We start from the raw sequence: 16,525 nt of genomic DNA, 5'->3' as shown, positions 1-16,525 counted from the left end.
GAGGCCCCTCAGGGCGCCGAGGACTCCCGGGAGGGGGAACCGCCCGTCCGGACCGCCGAGGTCCGGGCGGGCTTCCGCTATGCGGGGGGGATCAGGAGCGCCGCCGCCGAGCGGGCCTGAGCCAGGGCCCTCGCGCGGTCCGCGCCGCGCTGGCCGAGGACGACCCGGGTGCTCAGGCCGTCCAGCAGGGCGAGGAGCTCGGACGCCCGGGCCGGGATGTCCATGGGGGCGAAGCGGCCCTGCTCCACGCCCTTGCCCAGCAGCGCCTCCAGGTCCCGCTGCCAGCTGTCGTCGATCTCCTCCTGGGCCGCCTTGAGCGGTTCGTTGGAGGCGGTACGGGCCCACAGCTCGATCCACAGGGTCCAGCGCGGGTCGCGCGGCCCCTCGGGGAGGTAGAGCTCCAGGTACTGGTCGAGCTTGCGGCCGGCGGTCACCCGGCGGCCGAGGAGGGCCCGGCGCTCACCGGTGAGCAGTTCCTCGCTCCAGCGCAGCGCCTCCAGCAGCAGCCGGTCCTTGCTGCCGAAGTAGTACAGGATGTGCCCGCCGCTGGTGCCGAGCCGCTCGGCCAGCTTGGACATGGTCAGAGCCGCGAGCCCGTCCTCGGCGATCGCCGCCATGGCCTCTTCGAGCATGCGTTCCTGGGCGATCTGCCCGTCGCGCCGCCGTGCCGCTCCTGCCACTGCTCCCGCCCTCCGTCTGCCCTGGCCAGACCTTATCCCGCGCAGGGTCTTGACGGGCGGGCGCTCCACCCCTCATCTTGAATGCCATTCAAGAACTTAGAACGCTGTTCAAGATCAGTCAGGGGTGTAAGCGGATGAGCGACGAGGTCTTCAAGGTCGAAACGCACGGCATCGACCCGATCCCGGACGAGGAACGGCACGGCAGTGCCATGGACCTCTTCTGGCTCTGGTTCGGCTCCAACCTGACCTTCACCTACGTGATCAACGGCGCCCTCGCCGTGGCCTTCGGGCTCAGCTTCTGGCAGGCCACCGCCGTGGTCGTGGTCAGCGGACTGTCGTTCTTCGCCGTCAGCGCCGCCGGGCTCAGCGGCATCCGCACCGGAACCGCCACCCTGGTCATCTCCCGCGCCGCCTTCGGCGTCCGGGGCAACTTCCCCGCCGGAGTGCTCAACTGGGTGGTGAGCATCGGCTACACCATCGTCAACACCGTCGTGGGCACCCTGGCGCTGGAGCTGATCCTCGCCCAGACCGGCCTGGCGGACGGCAAGCCGGCCCGCGCCATAGCCCTCGCGATCACCCTCGCGCTGACCTTCACCGTCGCCATGTGGGGCCACGCCACCGTGCAGTTCGCCGAGCGCTGGGCGGCGTACGTACTGGCTGCCGGATTCGGCGCGCTGCTCGTCCTCGTCCTGCCCGGCGCCGACACCTCCGCCCCGTCCGCGGCGCCCGGGCTCTCCGGCTGGAGCCTGGCCTTCGTGGTCATGCTCGCCGGGCCGTTCTCGTACCTGCCGATGCCCGCCGACTACACGCGCTACCTGCCCCGCACCACCTCGCTGAAGTCCATCACCTGGACCGGCGCCCTCGGCGGCTTCGTCTCCTCCGTGGCGCTCGGCGTCGCGGGCGTGGCCGCCGCCACCCAGACCGACATGACCGACGCGGTCGCCGGAGCCCAGGGCCTGCTCCCGGGCTGGTTCCAGCCGCTGTTCCTGGCCCTCGTCCTCGGCGGATCCGTCACCAACTCGATCATCACCCTCTACTCCTCCAGCCTGAACCTCCAGGTCCTCGGCATCCCGTGGAGCCGCGCCCGCGCCCTCGGCGTCAGCGCCGCCGTCACCGCGGCCGGCTCGCTCGCCGCGCTGTTCCTCACCGACTTCACCACCTCCCTGCTCTCCTTCCTCTCCCTCCTGATCATCGTGTTCGCCCCCTGGGGCGGGGTCTTCCTCGCCGACATGCTGCTGCGCCGCTGCCACTACGACGCCGACGCGCTGCACACCGGGAGCGAGGGCGCCTACTGGTACCGCGCCGGCTACCACCCGGCCGGCATGGCCGCCCTCCTCGCGGGCATGGTCTTCGCCGCCCTGACCTGCGACTCCGCGCTGTGGACCGGGCCGCTCGTCGCCCCGCTCGGCGGAGCCGACCTCACCCTGCTCGGCTCGGTGGTCTCCGCGCTCGCTTACTGGGCCCTGGCCCGTCGCGGGGTGCGGGCGAACGTCCCCGCAGCCGTTCCCGCCGTCCCCGCGGCCTGAGCGCCGCGCCGCCCGCCACCTGTCACCCCTCACCCCTCACCCCTCATCCGCAATGGAGCACACCCCGATGTCCCACCCCCTCCCCGCCGACCTGCTGCTCACCGGAGCCCGGATCCACACCGTGGACCCGGACCTCCCCGAGGCCGAAGCCCTCGCCGTCCGCGACGGGGTGATCGTCTGGGTCGGCTCCGACGCCGAGGCGGCCGCCTGGGCCGGCCCGGACACCGAGCGGATCGACGCGGCGGGAAAGCTGGTCCTCCCCGGCTTCATCGACGCGCACAACCACGTCCGGCTCGGCTCCGACGACGCCTGCGTGCAGCTCGCCGGAGTGCGCACGCTGGAAGGCATCCACGAGCGGATCCTGGCCTGGCGGGAGGCCAACCCGGACGCCGGGTGGATCGAGGCCGAGGCCTTCGACTACTCCGCGATCCCGGACGGCCGGATGCCCACGGCGGCCGACCTGGACCCGGTCACCGGGGACACCCCCGCGCTCGTGCTCTCGTACGACGTCCACACGGCCTGGCTGAACACGTCGGCGATGCGGCGCCTCGGCGTCACCCGCGACCGTACGGACCTACCCTTCGGGACGGCTGCGGTGGACCCGGAGACCGGCGAACCCACCGGATTCGTCAAGGACTTCGCCGTCAAGGGCCTCTCGCGCGACGGCCACCGCGCGCTGCGCGAGCTGGGCGTGCCGTGGGCCTCGCCGGACCGGCAGTACGGGCGCCTCGCCAAGAGCCTCGACGACGCGATCGGCTTCGGCATCACCACCGTGGTGGAGCCGCAGAACTCCCTCGACGACCTGGAACTGTACGAACGGGCCCGCGCCGAGGGCCGGCTGCGCTCGCGGATCGTCGCCGCGCTGTTCCACCCCCGGGGGACGGGCGACGCCGACCTGGCCGACTTCGAGGACGCCGCACGCCGGTTCTCCGACGACCGGCTGCGGGTCGGCCCGCTCAAGCTGTACATCGACGACGTGGTGGAGCCGCGCACGGCCGCGCTCCTGGAACCGTACGCGGGCTGCGGCGCGCACCGCGGCGAGACCTTCTACCCGGCCGAGGAGTTCGCGGAGCTGCTGGCGAAGCTGGACGCGCGGGGCTTCCAGTGCTTCGTGCACGCGACGGGAGACCGGGGCATCCGGACCGTCCTGGACGCGGTGGAACACGCGCGTGCGGTCAACGGCCCGCGCGACGCCCGCCACCAGGTGGTGCACGTGGAGTGCCTGGACCCGGCGGACGTACCGCGCTTCGCCGAGCTGGACGTGGTGGCCTGCATGCAGCCGAGGCACTGCGCACCGGAGATCGCGGGGCCGGGACAGGACTGGGCGGAGAACGTGGGCGAGGAGCGGTGGCACAAGGCGTGGCCGATGCGGAGTCTGCGGGATGCGGGGGCGGTGCTGGCGTTCTCCAGTGACTGGAACGTCGCCGAGATGGACCCGATGGTCGGCATCTACACGGCCGTGACCCGCCGCTCCCTCGGTGGGGGCCCTGCGTGGCAGCCGGGGGAGACGGTGGACGTGGAGACGGCCGTGCACGGCTACACGATGGGCTCGGCCTACGCCAACTTCCTGGAGGAGGAGCGGGGTTCCCTGACGGTGGGCAAGGCGGCGGACTTCGTGATCCTGTCCCGGGACATCCTCGCCGTCCCGGCGGAGCAGATCCCGGGCACGGTCGCCGAGACGGTGGTCGTGGCGGGCGAGGCCGTTCACCGGACCGCCTGACGTACGCCCGGACCCCCTCGTAGGGTGACCCTCCCGCGGACGTTCCCGCAGGAGAGGTGGGGGAGATGGAGTTACTCGTCGAGCTGGTGACGTTCGTGCTCATCGGGCTGGCTGTCGCGGGGGTGGGGGCGCGGGCCCGCAAGGCGGTGGCACGCCGTGCACGGGCCCGGACGGCGTCCGCCTCCGGCGGCAACCTCGTGCCCGTGCCCTGCCAGGCACGATGGAAGCAGGGCGCGCGGCGGAGGTTCTTCGGGTACGGGAAGCTGACCCCCGACACGGACGGCACGGGCGCGGTCTTCAAGGCCCCGCTGCGCAGGGCGGTGGCGGTGCCCGTCGGAGGCCGGGCGGCCGTCCGGCAGAGTTGGCGGCCGGGCATGCAGGTGCTGGAGTACTCGACTCCGGACGGTCGGAACATCGACTTCCAGGTGTACGACGCCGAAGTCGACCGTGCGGCCCGCTTCCTGCGGATCCCGGACCCGGCGGACTTCGCCTGAGCCGAGCCCTGGCGAATTCAGCCTCGCCGGCGTTGAGGCGCGGGGTCTGGGGCGGAGCCCCAGGTCTTTGACGCGAGCCCACTGCCGGCCTGCGGCAGAAGCCGAGCCTCGGGGACCGGCTCCGCGCAGCGGATCCGGCACCGGCGGCGCCCCGCCGTGTGTAACGCGGTCATGGCGGGCGGACGACAGGTCCGTGTCCGAACGGCCCTGGTCGGCAAGGCCCGTTGCGAGGCCGCAGGACGGCCGGCTAGCGTCGCCACGTGGTCTCGGGCGGATCGCCGGCCCGGTCCCGCCGTCCCTTCCGCCAGGAGTTTTCGTGAAGCCGTCCCGCTCTGCCCTGCTCACCTTCGGGTCCGCCTTGGTGCTGTCCGCCACGGTCGCCCTGCCCTCCGCCCAGGCCGCGGCGCCGGCCGCCGCCCCGGCGGGTGATCGCGGGGCGGTGGTGCGCGAGTGGTACGACACCACCGCGCGGACGATCGCCGTCGCGGGCGCGCCCACCCAGATCACCAACAGCCGCACCTGGGCGATCGGCTGGCTCGCCGCCGCCCGCGCCTCGCGGGAGGCCCCCGGCGGGCGCGGCCGGGCCGCCTTCCAGGACGCGGCCGTCGCCTCCGCCGTGCACGACGCCCTCGTCGCCCTCGCCCCGAGCCGGAAGACGGAGCTCGACGCCGCGCTCGCCGGCAGCCTCGCACGGATCCCCGACGGCCCGGCCGAGCAGCGCGGCGTCGCCGCCGGGGCCCGGCAGGCGAGGCTCGCGCTGGCCGACCGCCAGGGCGACGGCCTCGACCCCGCGTCGGTGAACGCGCCCTTCACCGTGCCGGCCGCCGCGCCCGGCGTGTGGCAGCCGACGCCCGACGGCTACGCCCCCGCCGCCCAGTACGGCAACCGCGTGGCCAAGCCCTTCCTGCTCGACTCCCCGTCGCAGTACCGGGTCGGCCCGCCGCCCGCGCTCGACTCGCAGCGGTACCGGACCGACCTGGCCGAGGTGCGCGCGTACGGGAAGTCCGACAGCACCGTGCGCACCCCGCAGCAGACGGAGACGGCGACCTTCTGGTACGGCTCCTCGCTGACCCTCTACACCGAGCCCCTGCGGGTGGCCCTGACCCGCTCGCACGGATCGACCGCCGAACAGGCCGGGCTGGTCGCGCTGTTCCACGCCGCCCTGGTGGACACGCAGATCGCGACCTCCGACAGCAAGTACGCGTACACCCGCTGGCGCCCGGTCACGGCGATCCGTACCGGCTCCATCGACACCGACCCGGCCTGGAGCCCGCTGCACGGCACCCCGGCGCACCCGGACTACCCGAGCGGCCACGGCACGTACGCCGGTGCCGCCGAGGCGGTGCTGGACGCGCTGGCCGGGCCCCGTACCGAGCCGTTCTCCCTCACCAGCCCGACCGCGCCCGGGGTCCGGCGGACGTACACGAGCTGGGAGCAGCTGACGCGCGAGAACGTCGACGCGCGCGTCTTCTCGGGGATCCACAGCCGCTCCGCCGACGAGGCGGGCGTCACCCTCGGCCAGGCCGTCGGCCACCACGCCCTGCGCGGCGCCGGCAAGCTGCTGAGGCCGCTCCGCTAGGGCCGGGACGGGCCGGGGCGGGCCGGGCCAGGGCGGGGGCGGCGGATGCGCCCCCGCCCCCGCCACTCCTTCACTGGATGTTCAGGCGCACCGGGTGGTCCGGGTCCTCGGGGCAGCGGAACACCCGGAGTTCTCCGTACCGTCCCACGCCGAGCCCCGGGTCCCCGCCGCTGTCCAGGGTGAGCAGCAGCCGCATCCGGGCCCCGCACCGGCAGTCCAGCGGCGTGAAGTCGGTGAGGTGCCAACTGGGCCAGCCGCCGGCCTTCCAGCCGGGCAGGCAGCCGAGCACCCGGTTGTAGTCGGTCCCCCGCTCCCCGGCCCATTCCTCGACGGACTCGTACAGCTCCTCGGGCAGCTCGTCCTGCTCCGGCAGGTCCAGCACCTCGACGGGGTCGAGCCGGCACGGGGCGGGCAGGTACACCTCCTTGGCTCCGCCGGGTACGGGCGGAACCCCGGCCGGGGCGCCGATCTCCGCCGAGGCCCGGTGGCGCAGCTCCACCGCGGGGCCCCAGTACCGGGGTTGCCCCTCCGGTTCGGCGTGGTCCTGCGGGCACCACAGGAGCTGGAGCAGATCCGTCCCGGGCGGCCACTCCAGGGCCGGCGCGTCCCGGGCGAGGAGCTGGAGTACCGGGACCATCGCCGGCCCGTCGCCGGACACCGGTTCCGGCACCAGGCGGACCCGTTCCCAGGCGACCGCGTCCAGCGATCCGCCGTCCATGATCCGCGACTGGGTCTCGACCTCCGCGGCGGTCAGCACGTGCGGGTCCCCGGGCCGGTGGCGCGCCCTGCGGTTCCGCTCGACGGCCTGCCACGCCTCCCGCTCGGCGTCGGTCAGCTTCTCCCGCACGTACACCAGGTGCGGTTGCCGGCACCGTGGCCAGGGCTCGTCGCCCGGCCACAGCGGCGGACCGCCGACCGAGCTCTCATACGGGGCGGGGCTCCCGGTGGAGGGCTTGAGGAGGGTCGCGGTGCGCGCGTACGGTGCCAAAGAGGGGAACGCGTCCAGCAGTTCGGCGACGGTGACGGTCGGTGCGGTCATCCGAGCAGGCTAAGCCCCGGTCCGCCGGGCATGCCTTGGCCCGCCGGGCATGCCTTGGCCCGCCGGGCAGGCCCTGGTCCCGGGGGCCACCGGGACCCGCCGTCACCGTTCCGGGTGCTCCTCCGGGGAGAGGAAACGGCCCATCGGCAGGACCTGGCGGCCCCAGGTGCTCGCCATGATCTGCCCGGCGAGCAGGTACGTCGCCCCGAGCGCGGCCAGCAGTCCGCTCCAGCCGGTGATCCGGTTCCAGATCACCGATCCGGTGAACCCGCTGACCGTCATGGCGACGAAGACGATCAGGACGCAGGTGAAGGTGGTCAGCAGCACCAGGTGGATGCGCCAGCTGCCGATCCACAGGACGAACACCACGAACACCCAGGGCAGGGTGAACAGCCCGCTGACGTCCCCGCGCAGCGCGGGATCGGTGGCCGGCAGCACCCACTGCAGCAGGCAGGCCTTGGCCATCCAGAACAGTCCGAAGCCGCCGAAGACCGTGGCGTGCCAGGTGTCGCCGCGCTGGGCCTGGAAGAGCCCGGCCAGCAGCTGGGCGAGCCCGCCGATGAAGAAGCCGACCAGCGGCAGCACCGAGTGGCCGAGCTTCTCGGGGAAGACGCCCGCGTCGATGCCGGTGGCGATGACGGTGACCACGATGAAACCGGTGAGGCCGAGCGCACCGAGCTGGGCCTGTGCGCTCGGTTCCATCCGTTTGACGGAGACGGCCTGTTCGGCCGGTCCCTGCCGGTTGCGGAAGCCGGGCAGGCTCGGGGTGTTCACCGGGTGTCCGTGCCCTCGCCGGCGAAGCGGGGGACGGAGGGGGCGTCGTCGGGGAGGCCGCTGCCCACAGCGGCCCCCGGCCGGCCCTTGCGGGAGACCGCGCAGGCCAGGGTGACCGCCGAGCCGAGCAGCGCCCAGCCGGCCAGCACCAGCATCGGGCCGCCCGCGCCGTTGCCCTCGAAGTACGAGATGGAGCGCGCGGCGTACGTACCGGCGCCCGGCGGCAGGGCCGGGCCGATGGTGCTCCAGAACGGCGGAAGCAGCGGGTACGGGTAGGCGCCGCCCGCGCTCGGGTTGCCGAGCACCACGACCAGCAGGATCGCGAGGCCGATGCCGACCACGCCGGCCAGCCCCTGGAAGGCCAGGGTGATCGCGCCGACCGCGAAGACGACCAGGGTGCCCAGCCCCCACAGGGCCATGATGTTGCCGGGCAGGGCGTCCAGGACCGGTCCCGCGATGAGCGTGCCGAGCAGACCCGCGGCGATCGAGTACAGGAGCAGCGCGCCGAGCCGGATGATGGCGCGGGCGGAGTTCGCGGGCCGGGCGCCGGCGCTGATCGCGAGGATCGCGGCGCACAGGTAGCCGCCCACGCACCAGCCGATGACCAGGTAGAAGGAGCTCAGGCCGCGGGCGTCGCCCTGGTCGGCCGGGGCCACGTCGGTGACCTTGAGGGTACGGCCCTGGGCCTTCTCGACGAGGCCCACGACCTCTGTCAGCGCCTGGGAGAGCGAGGCGCCGGCCCCGGAGGCGACCAGCAGCTCGTCGGTGGTGCCGGCCGGGTTGACGATCAGCGCTCCGTCCACGTCCCGGTTCTCGATCCGCTCGACGGCCGCGGCCCTGTTCTCCACCGTACTGGCGTCGAGGGGCTTGCCGGGCAGGGCGTCGAGCTGCTTCACGGTCCGTTCGGTGAGCTGCCGGCCGGGGGCGGCCACGGCGATCGGGATCTCGCTGGGCTTCGGGTGGTGGAAGGCCCCGATGTACGAGGTGATGAAGGCCAGCTGGAGGGCCAGCACCCCCACGACCAGCAGGGCTGCCCGGGTGGTCACGGCGTCCTTGATCTCGGCGAGGAAGCCGCCGGACGGGCCCGTGTCGGTGCTCTCGGTGGGCTGGGTCATGCCCCCACGCTCGGCGGGGCGGGTGCGGGGCGCAGCAGGGGCGGGCCGAACGGATGACTTCGGCTCGGAGGACCGAGTCCGTCGAACAAGTGTTTCGCACGGGTATTCGAATTGCTCTATGGTGGAGACGGGGGAGGTGTTCTACGAGCGAAGCAGGAGGCCGCGGGTGCCTGGTTTTACGCATCTGCACACCGTTTCGGGGTTCTCCATGCGCTACGGAGGCTCGCACCCGGAACGGCTGGCGGAGCGTGCCGCCGAGCGGGGCATGGACGCCCTCGCCCTGACCGACCGCGACACCCTCGCGGGTGCGGTGCGGTTCGCGAAGGCGTGCGCGAAGGAGGGCATCCGGCCGCTGTTCGGCGCGGACCTGGCCGTGTCGCCTGCGGCGGGCTCGGCGGGTCCGGGCGCGCCCGGTGGGCCGGGTGGCTTCCGCCGTGCGGGGGAGCCTGCGGCGGGCTCGGCGAGCTCGGCGGGTGCCGGTGCGGGCGGGGGCGGCCGTGCGGGGTCGGCCGGGTCGGGGGGCTCGGCCGGCTTCCGTTCGGCCGGCTCCGGCGTGGGCTCCGGGTTCGGGGCGGGCGGGGTCCGGGAGGCCTCGTTCCGGCGGCGGACCCCCGTCAAGGGCGGGGCCTTCGTCGACGAGTCCGCCGCGCGGGCCGTCTTCCTGGCCCGGGACGGGGCCGCCGGGTGGTCCGAGCTGTGCCGGATGGTCACCGCCGCGCACGCGGGTCCCGCCGGGGACGCGGCAGGGGCGGCCGCGGGGTTCGCCGGGGACGCGTGGGACGGGTCCGGCTTCCGCGGCGCGGGCTCCGACGGCACCGGGCCCGCCCGGTTCACGCCTTCCGCGCGGGACGGGGGAGGACAGCCCGTGGTGCCCTGGGAGGCGTTGCGCGGGGAAGGGGTCTTCGTGCTGCTCGGGCCCGGCTCCGACGTGGGGCGGGCCCTCGCCGCCGGGCGGCCCGACCGCGCCGCACGGCTGCTCGCGCCCTGGCGGGAGGTGTTCGGGGACGCGGTCCGCCTGGAGGCCGTCCACCACGGCCGCACCGGTACCGGTTCCGGCTCGCTGCGGCTGGCCGCCCGTACCGTCGGCTTCGCCGCCGAGCAGGGCGTCCCGGCCGTGCTGACCAACGCCGTCCGCTACGCCGACCCCGGCCAGGGCCCGGTCGCCGACGTCCTCGACGCCGCCCGCAGGCTCGTCCCCATCGACCCCCGAGGCCTCCTCGACACCGGCGAGCGCTGGCTCAAGGAGCCCGCAGCCATGGCCGAGGCCGCGGACCGCATCGCCCAGGCCGCCGGCCTGCGCCCCGCCGACGCCCGCCGGCTGCTCGCGGAGACCCGGCACACCGCCGAGGCCTGCTCCGTCGACCCCGAGGACGACCTCGGCATGGGCTCCGTGCACTTCCCCGAGGCCCGGCTCGTCGGCGCGGCCCACCGCACCGCCCAGCGGGTCCTCGCCTCCCGCGCCTCGGCCGGCATGGTGCTGCGCGGCTACGCGGACGACCCCGTGTACTGGGAGCGGATGCACCACGAGCTCGACATCATCGCCCACCACGGCTACGCCTCGTACTTCCTGACGGTCGCCCAGGTCGTGGACGACGTACGGAAGATGGGCATCCGGGTGGCCGCCCGCGGCTCCGGCGCCGGCTCCCTCGTCAACCACCTCCTCGGCATCGCGCACGCGGACCCCGTCGAGAACGGCCTGCTGATGGAGCGGTTCCTGTCCAAGCGCCGCCGCGTCCTGCCCGACATCGACATCGACGTGGAGTCCGCCCGCCGGCTGGAGGTCTACCGGCGGATCATCGGCCGGTTCGGCGCCGAGCGCGTCGCCACCGTCTCCATGCCCGAGACCTACCGGGTCCGGCACGCCATCCGCGACGTCGGCGCCGCCCTGTCCATGGACCCGGCCGCCGTCGACCGGCTCGCCAAGGCCTTCCCGCACATCCGGGCCCGGGACGCCCGCGCCGCGCTGGAAGAGCTCCCCGAACTCCGCGACGTACGGGGTGAGTCGTACGGGCGGCTGTGGGAGCTCGTCGAATCCCTGGACGCGCTGCCGCGCGGGATCGCCATGCACCCGTGCGGGGTGCTGCTCTCCGACGCCTCCCTGCTCGCCCGTACGCCCGTGGTCCCCACCAGCGGCGAGGGCTTCCCCATGTCCCAGTTCGACAAGGACGACGTGGAGGCGCTCGGTCTGCTCAAACTCGACGTGCTGGGCGTCCGGATGCAGTCCGCGATGGCGCACGCGGTCGCCGAGATCCGGCGCGGCACGGGGGAGGAGCTCGACCTGGACGACCCGGCGCAGGTCCCGCCGGGCGACGGGCCCACGTACGAGCTGATCCGCTCGGCCGAGACGCTGGGCTGCTTCCAGATCGAGTCCCCGGGCCAGCGGGACCTGGTCGGGCGGCTCCAGCCTTCGACCTTCCACGACCTGGTCGTCGACATCTCGCTGTTCCGGCCGGGGCCGGTGGCCGCCGACATGGTGCGGCCGTTCATCGAGGCCCGGCACGGGCGGGCGCCGGTGCGCTTCCCGCACGAGGACCTCGCCGACGCGCTGCGCGAGACGTACGGGGTGGTGGTCTTCCACGAGCAGATCATCGAGATCGTGAACGTCATGACCGGCTGCGGGCGGGACGAGGCGGACCGCGTGCGGCGCGGGCTGTCCGACCCCGATTCGCAGGGGCGGATCAAGGCCTGGTTCGCGGCGACGGCGCGCGAGCGCGGCTATCCGGCGGAGGTGATCGACCGGACCTGGGAGATCGTGGAGGCCTTCGGCTCGTACGGCTTCTGCAAGGCGCACGCGGTGGCCTTCGCCGTGCCCACGTACCAGTCGGCGTGGCTCAAGGCGCACCACCCGGCGGCCTTCTACGCCGGGCTGCTCACGCACGATCCGGGGATGTACCCGAAGCGGCTGCTGCTGGCGGACGCGCGGCGGCGGGGCGTGCCGGTGCTGCCGCTGGACGTGAACCGGTCCGCGGTCGCCCACCGCATCGAACTGGTGTCCGATGCGGCTTCTTCCGGGGTGGTGTGGGGGCTGCGCCTCGGCCTGTCCGACGTCCACGGCATCAGCGGCGCCGAAGCGGACCGGATCGAGGCCGGGCAGCCGTACGCCTCCCTGCGCGACTTCTGGGACCGGGCCCACCCGGGGCGGCCGGTCGCCGAACGACTCGCGCAGGTCGGCGCGTTGGACGCCTTCGGGGCCAACCGCCGTGACCTGCTGCTGCACTTGACGGAACTGCACGGCGCGCAGCGGGCCGCCGGGGCGCGGGGCGGAGGCCGGGGAGGGGCGCAACTCCCGCTGGAGGGCGGCCGGTCCACGGCCTCCGTCGGGCTGCCGGACCTCTCCGACGCGGAACGGCTCAGCGCCGAGCTGGGCGTCCTCGGCATGGACGCCTCGCGGCACCTGATGGCGGACCACCACGCCTTCCTGGCAGAGCTGGGAGCGATCCCGGCACGGCGGCTGCGGGAGACCCGGCACGGGCAGACCGTGCTCGTCGCGGGCGCCAAGGCGGCCACCCAGACCCCGCCGATCCGGTCCGGGAAGCGGGTCATCTTCACGACCCTGGACGACGGGACGGGCCTGGTCGACCTGGCCTTCTTCGACGACAGCCACGAGCGCTGCGCGCACACCGTCTTCCACTCCTTCCTGCTGCTGGTGCGGGGCGTCGTGCAGCGGCGCGGCCCGCAGAGCCTGAGCGTGGTCGGGGCGGCGGCGTGGAACCTGGCGGAACTGGTGGAACTGCGGGCCGCGGGCGGCCTGGACGCGGTGGCGGCCCGCCTGGCCGCCTCCGGCGAGGGCGGTGCCGGTGCCGGTGCGGCGGACGGCGACGTTGCGGCCGACGGTGCCGGTGCGGCCCGCGGTGACGGTGCGGCGGCCGGTGCCGGTGACGGTGGCGGTGCTGTGGGCGGTTCGGGCCCCGGCCGCCGGATCCGCATGTCCACGGGGTACGAGATGAACCCCTGGGCCGACCTCCAACCCCCCGGCGAGGGCCCCGCGACCGGCCGCAAGCTCTGGCATTCCAGTCCGGGGAGCGCGGGATGACCTCCGGTCGGGGTACGGGAGCGAGGGGCGGGTCCGGCGCGGCCGGGCCCGGGGGAGCCGGTGCCGGCGGGCTGTGGGGCAGCGGTCTTGAACGCCGGCAGGGGCCGAATCCAGCCCCTCCGGCGTTTGAGGAGCGGGGTCTGGGGCGGAGCCCCAGGGCTTGGAGCCGCAGCGGCAGCAGTGCTGAACCCCCGGCCCCACAGGGGCGCCCGGAGGTACCCCTGGCTTCCCGGTGGGCCGCGGGAGACGGCGGCGGGCTGCCGGGGGCGGCTCCCGGCCCCGAGGGCTTCCCGGCCTCCCCGTGGGCGACGTCGGGCCGGGCCGTCATGTGTCTGCGGCTCCGCCCCGTCGGCGGGGGGCCGCTCGGGGCCGAGGCGTACGCCGGGGTGCTCGCGCTGCTCGGCGGGCTGACCCCGGCCGTGCAGGCGCTGCCGCCCGACGGCGCCCTCGCCGATGTCCGGGGCGCGCTGCGCTACTTCGGCTGCGACGCCGTCCGGCTGGCCGCCGTGATCCGGGTGCGGGCCCTCGCCCTGTACGGGGTGGACGCCGCCGTCGGCGTGGCCGGCAACCCCATGCTGGCCCGGGCGGCGGCCCGCGAGGCCCGGCCCGGGGGGACCCTGCTGATCCCCGACGAGCCCGCCGCCGTACGGGAGTTCCTCGCCGGCAAACCCGTCGGCGCCCTCGACGGGGTCGGACCCAAGGCCGCCCGCACGCTCTGCTCCTACGGTCTCGACTCCGTCGGCCGGGTCGCCGCCGCACCCCCCGCGGCGCTGCGGCGGATCCTCGGGGCCCGGCTCGGCCGTGAGGTGCACGAGCGTGCCCTGGGCATCGACCGGACCCCCGTCCGGCCGGGGTCCGCCGCCCGGACCATCGCCGCCGAGCGGGCCTTCGGCCTGGACGAGCTGGATCCCGTACGGCACCGGCGGGCGCTGCTCTCGCTGACCGAGGAGCTCGGCGCACGGCTTCGTACACAAGGGCCCGGGGAACAGGGCCGGGGGCAGGTCTGCCGGACCCTCTCGCTCACCGTCCGCTGCGCCGACCGCACCACCCTCACCCGCACCCGCACCCTCGGCGAACCCACCGCGCACACCCCCACCCTGACCGCCGCGGCCTACTCCCTCTACGAGGGCCTCGGCCTCCAGCGGGCCAGGGTCCGCGCGCTGTCCCTGCGGGCCGAGGACCTGGTCCCGGCCGAAGGGGCCGCGCGGCAGCTCAGTCTCGACCCCGAGGACGAGAAGGCCCGCCGGCTGGAGGCCGTCACGGACCGGGTCCGCGCACGCTTCGGGCCGCACGCCATCGCGCGCGGCACGCTCGCGGCATGACGGCGCCACGACCGCGCTGCCACAGAGGGACGGTCGACACGCGAATTTTTACCGACGCGTAACTTCCAACTCTTGCTACTCGCCCGTAATTTAGCGGCAGCAGCTCCCCCTTGTGATCCGGATCACGGGACGAACCCCCACGCCCCATCCCCTTGAGTCGAACGCAAGGAGATCACACGATGCTGCCCTGGAGACGACTGCTCCGCCAGCTGGCCGTCCTCACCCTCACCGCCGCCGCGCTCGTCGCCCCCACCGGCGTCGCGCAGGCCTCGACGGCCCCCACCAGCGGCTGGAACAACTGGTCCTGCAAGCCGTCCGCCGCACACCCGCGCCCCGTCGTGCTCGTGCACGGCACCTTCGGCAACTCCTGGGACAACTGGCTCGGCCTCGCCCCGTACCTGGTGAACCGCGGGTACTGCGTCTACTCCCTCGACTACGGGCAACTGCCCGGCGTGCCCCTCTTCAACGGGCTCGGCCCCATCGACAAGTCCGCCGAGCAGCTCGCCGTCTTCGTCGACAAGGTGCTCGCCGCCACCGGCTCCGCGAAGACCGACATCATCGGCCACTCGCAGGGCGGCATGATGCCGCGCTACTACCTGAAGTTCCTCGGCGGAGCCGGGAAGGTGGGCGCCCTGGTGGGACTCGCCCCCGACAACCACGGCACCGACCTGCTCGGCTTCACCAAGCTCCTCCCGTACTTCCCCGGCGCCGAGGACCTGATCACCACCGCGACCCCGGGCCTCGCCGACCAGATCGCCGGATCCGCCTTCCAGCAGAAGCTGAACGCGGGCGGGGACACCGTCCCCGGCGTGAAGTACACCGTGATCGCGACCAAGTACGACGAGGTGGTCACCCCGTACCAGACCCAGTTCCTGAGCGGCTCGAACGTCCGCAACGTCGTGCTCCAGGACCTCTGCTTCCTGGACCTCTCGGAGCACGTCGCCATCGGACTCACCGACCGGATCGCCTGGCACGAGGCGGCCAACGCCCTCGACCCGGCGCACGCCGAACGGACCACCTGCGCCTCGGTCTTCGACTAGCGGCGGTCGGCTAGCGGCGGTCGACTAGCGCCCGTGGCGGCCCGTCGTCGGGGAAGTACGGCGGCGGGCCAGCCCGAACAGCACGGCCGCACCCACGGCGAGGACACCGGCCCCGGCGACCGCGATCGTCGGGGTGGCGCTGTTGCCGCCGGTCTCCGCGAGGTTGTGCGCGGTGGCGCGCGTCGGGGACGGCGCGGCGGTGGTGGGCAGCGCGTTGCCGTTGCCGTTCCCGTTCGTCTTCGGGTCGTTGTCGCCGTGCCCGTTGTGCTCCACCGAGGACTTGTCCGCCCCGGCGGCGATCTGCTGGTCCGTCGGCGCGGAGGGGGCCGCACCGGCGCCCGTACCGGCGCCGGTACCGGCCGTGGCCGTGGCCGTGGCGGCGGACGTGGGCTTGGCGGTGGTCGGGGTCTTGCCGCCACCCCCGCCGCTGTCCTTCCCGAAGACGACGTCCGAGCAGGTGTAGAAGGCCTCCGGGCTGTCCGAGCGCTGCCAGATGCTGTAGATCAGGTGGCGGCCGGACTTCTGCGGGACGGTACCGGTGAACACGTAGTCGCCGTTCTGCATGCCCGGGTCGGTGGCCTTCGCGAACGGCGCCGGCTCCAGGTCGGACCACTTCAGCGGCTGCGACGGGTCGTACCCGTCCTTCGTCACGTACAGCTCGAAGGAACCCTTGTGCGGGGCGGTGCCCTTGTAACGGAAGGTGTGCGGGCCCGCCGTCATCGGGCCGGCCGGCCAGTCGGCGCGCGCCAGGTCCAGGCCCTGGTACTTGTCGTTGCCCGCGGAGCACAGCTGCCCGTTGGGGATCAACGCCCGGTGGTTCCCGGCCGCGTTGGCGATGTTCACCGCGTTCCAGTCGTAGAACGCCTGGGCCCCGCTCGCCGCGACGGCCGCCTTGCACGCCGCCGACTTGGGGGACTCGGGCCCCTCCGCGTAGCACGCCGCCACCCGGCTGACCGGGTCCGTCATCGAGCCGTGCGCGGCCGCGGGAACGGCCGAGTACGCCGCCACCGCGAGCGGGACGAGGGCGACGCTGGCGATGCGGGTCACGGTACGGCGGCGTGCGGGCATGGGAGGGCCTCCTTAGGGCACAAGGCAGGGATGCGCCGGCGGAATCGGGCTCAGCGGCGCCGCCCCCCGGCGGCGCCACATCGGGCCCTTCCTGTCCTGGCCCCGCCAAGCTAGCCCCCCGGACCACGCCTTTCG

12 protein-coding genes are annotated in these 16,525 nt (G+C 74.3%); 7 read left to right on the top strand and 5 right to left on the bottom strand.

Features of this window, described 5'->3' with window-relative positions; genetic code table 11:
• Positions 1 to 77: 77 nt before the first annotated feature.
• Positions 78 to 680 carry a TetR/AcrR family transcriptional regulator gene (locus tag ACIQ5Y_RS22765; RefSeq protein WP_403883270.1) on the bottom strand — a complete coding sequence of 201 codons (603 nt, stop codon included), beginning with the start codon at positions 678 to 680 and terminating at the stop codon, positions 78 to 80.
• A gap of 134 nt (positions 681 to 814) precedes the next feature.
• Between ACIQ5Y_RS22765 and ACIQ5Y_RS22760 the strand changes: the two genes are divergently transcribed.
• The 4 genes from ACIQ5Y_RS22760 to ACIQ5Y_RS22745 all read left to right on the top strand — a co-directional run bounded on the left by ACIQ5Y_RS22760 (position 815) and on the right by ACIQ5Y_RS22745 (position 5,999).
• On the top strand, positions 815 to 2,206 hold the full coding sequence (locus ACIQ5Y_RS22760; RefSeq protein WP_403883267.1) for a purine-cytosine permease family protein: 1,392 nt from the start codon (positions 815 to 817) through the stop codon (positions 2,204 to 2,206).
• 67 nt (positions 2,207 to 2,273) lie between these two features.
• Complete coding sequence (locus tag ACIQ5Y_RS22755) at positions 2,274 to 3,926, top strand: amidohydrolase (RefSeq protein ID WP_403883264.1); 1,653 nt, start codon at positions 2,274 to 2,276, stop codon at positions 3,924 to 3,926.
• Between the two features lie 65 nt (positions 3,927 to 3,991).
• Positions 3,992 to 4,420, top strand: a complete 429-nt coding sequence (locus ACIQ5Y_RS22750) for a hypothetical protein (RefSeq protein ID WP_403883261.1) — start codon at positions 3,992 to 3,994, stop codon at positions 4,418 to 4,420.
• A gap of 316 nt (positions 4,421 to 4,736) precedes the next feature.
• On the top strand, positions 4,737 to 5,999 hold the full coding sequence (locus ACIQ5Y_RS22745; protein WP_403883258.1) for a vanadium-dependent haloperoxidase: 1,263 nt from the start codon (positions 4,737 to 4,739) through the stop codon (positions 5,997 to 5,999).
• A gap of 70 nt (positions 6,000 to 6,069) precedes the next feature.
• On the opposite strand, the gene ACIQ5Y_RS22740 is transcribed toward ACIQ5Y_RS22745, so the two are convergent.
• The 3 genes from ACIQ5Y_RS22740 to ACIQ5Y_RS22730 form a co-directional block, all read right to left on the bottom strand.
• Complete coding sequence (locus ACIQ5Y_RS22740) at positions 6,070 to 7,038, bottom strand: hypothetical protein (RefSeq protein WP_403883255.1); 969 nt, start codon at positions 7,036 to 7,038, stop codon at positions 6,070 to 6,072.
• A 102-nt stretch (positions 7,039 to 7,140) separates the two neighbouring features.
• Positions 7,141 to 7,812: an acetate uptake transporter gene (locus ACIQ5Y_RS22735; RefSeq protein ID WP_403883252.1), complete on the bottom strand. Its 672-nt coding sequence runs from the start codon at positions 7,810 to 7,812 to the stop codon at positions 7,141 to 7,143.
• A complete protein-coding gene (locus ACIQ5Y_RS22730; RefSeq protein ID WP_403883250.1) occupies positions 7,809 to 8,927 on the bottom strand; it encodes a DUF3533 domain-containing protein in 1,119 nt (372 codons plus the stop codon). Before ACIQ5Y_RS22730 ends, ACIQ5Y_RS22735 begins: the two co-directional genes overlap by 4 nt.
• A 118-nt stretch (positions 8,928 to 9,045) precedes the next feature.
• Here ACIQ5Y_RS22730 and ACIQ5Y_RS22725 point away from each other — a divergent pair, with 118 nt between their 5' ends.
• The 3 genes from ACIQ5Y_RS22725 to ACIQ5Y_RS22715 all read left to right on the top strand — a co-directional run bounded on the left by ACIQ5Y_RS22725 (position 9,046) and on the right by ACIQ5Y_RS22715 (position 15,322).
• On the top strand, positions 9,046 to 12,960 hold the full coding sequence (locus ACIQ5Y_RS22725) for a DNA polymerase III subunit alpha (RefSeq protein ID WP_403883247.1): 3,915 nt from the start codon (positions 9,046 to 9,048) through the stop codon (positions 12,958 to 12,960).
• A 326-nt stretch (positions 12,961 to 13,286) separates the two neighbouring features.
• The gene (locus ACIQ5Y_RS22720; RefSeq protein ID WP_403883244.1) at positions 13,287 to 14,282 is read left to right on the top strand and encodes a hypothetical protein; all 996 of its coding nucleotides are present in this window, start codon (positions 13,287 to 13,289) and stop codon (positions 14,280 to 14,282) included.
• A 179-nt stretch (positions 14,283 to 14,461) separates the two neighbouring features.
• Positions 14,462 to 15,322, top strand: coding sequence for an esterase/lipase family protein (locus tag ACIQ5Y_RS22715; protein WP_403883241.1), 861 nt, complete (start codon positions 14,462 to 14,464; stop codon positions 15,320 to 15,322).
• A gap of 24 nt (positions 15,323 to 15,346) precedes the next feature.
• Here ACIQ5Y_RS22715 and ACIQ5Y_RS22710 read toward each other — a convergent pair whose 3' ends face one another.
• On the bottom strand, positions 15,347 to 16,390 hold the full coding sequence (locus ACIQ5Y_RS22710; protein WP_403883238.1) for a lytic polysaccharide monooxygenase: 1,044 nt from the start codon (positions 16,388 to 16,390) through the stop codon (positions 15,347 to 15,349).
• Between the last annotated feature and the right edge of the window lie 135 nt (positions 16,391 to 16,525).

Source organism: Streptomyces sp. NPDC096339 (genome assembly GCF_044762985.1).
Lineage (GTDB): Bacteria > Actinomycetota > Actinomycetes > Streptomycetales > Streptomycetaceae > Streptomyces.
Note: the sequence above shows the minus strand (reverse complement) of the source record. Positions and strands in the feature narration are given on the sequence as shown.

Coding starts and splice junctions, on each gene's coding strand:
- ACIQ5Y_RS22750 (WP_403883261.1), top strand. CDS start 3,992: ATGGAGTTACTCGTCGAGCTGGTGACGTTCGTGCTCATCGGGCTGGCT.
- ACIQ5Y_RS22720 (WP_403883244.1), top strand. CDS start 13,287: ATGTGTCTGCGGCTCCGCCCCGTCGGCGGGGGGCCGCTCGGGGCCGAG.
- ACIQ5Y_RS22740 (WP_403883255.1), bottom strand. CDS start 7,038: ATGACCGCACCGACCGTCACCGTCGCCGAACTGCTGGACGCGTTCCCC.
- ACIQ5Y_RS22760 (WP_403883267.1), top strand. CDS start 815: ATGAGCGACGAGGTCTTCAAGGTCGAAACGCACGGCATCGACCCGATC.
- ACIQ5Y_RS22730 (WP_403883250.1), bottom strand. CDS start 8,927: ATGACCCAGCCCACCGAGAGCACCGACACGGGCCCGTCCGGCGGCTTC.
- ACIQ5Y_RS22710 (WP_403883238.1), bottom strand. CDS start 16,390: ATGCCCGCACGCCGCCGTACCGTGACCCGCATCGCCAGCGTCGCCCTC.
- ACIQ5Y_RS22725 (WP_403883247.1), top strand. CDS start 9,046: ATGGTGGAGACGGGGGAGGTGTTCTACGAGCGAAGCAGGAGGCCGCGG.
- ACIQ5Y_RS22755 (WP_403883264.1), top strand. CDS start 2,274: ATGTCCCACCCCCTCCCCGCCGACCTGCTGCTCACCGGAGCCCGGATC.
- ACIQ5Y_RS22715 (WP_403883241.1), top strand. CDS start 14,462: ATGCTGCCCTGGAGACGACTGCTCCGCCAGCTGGCCGTCCTCACCCTC.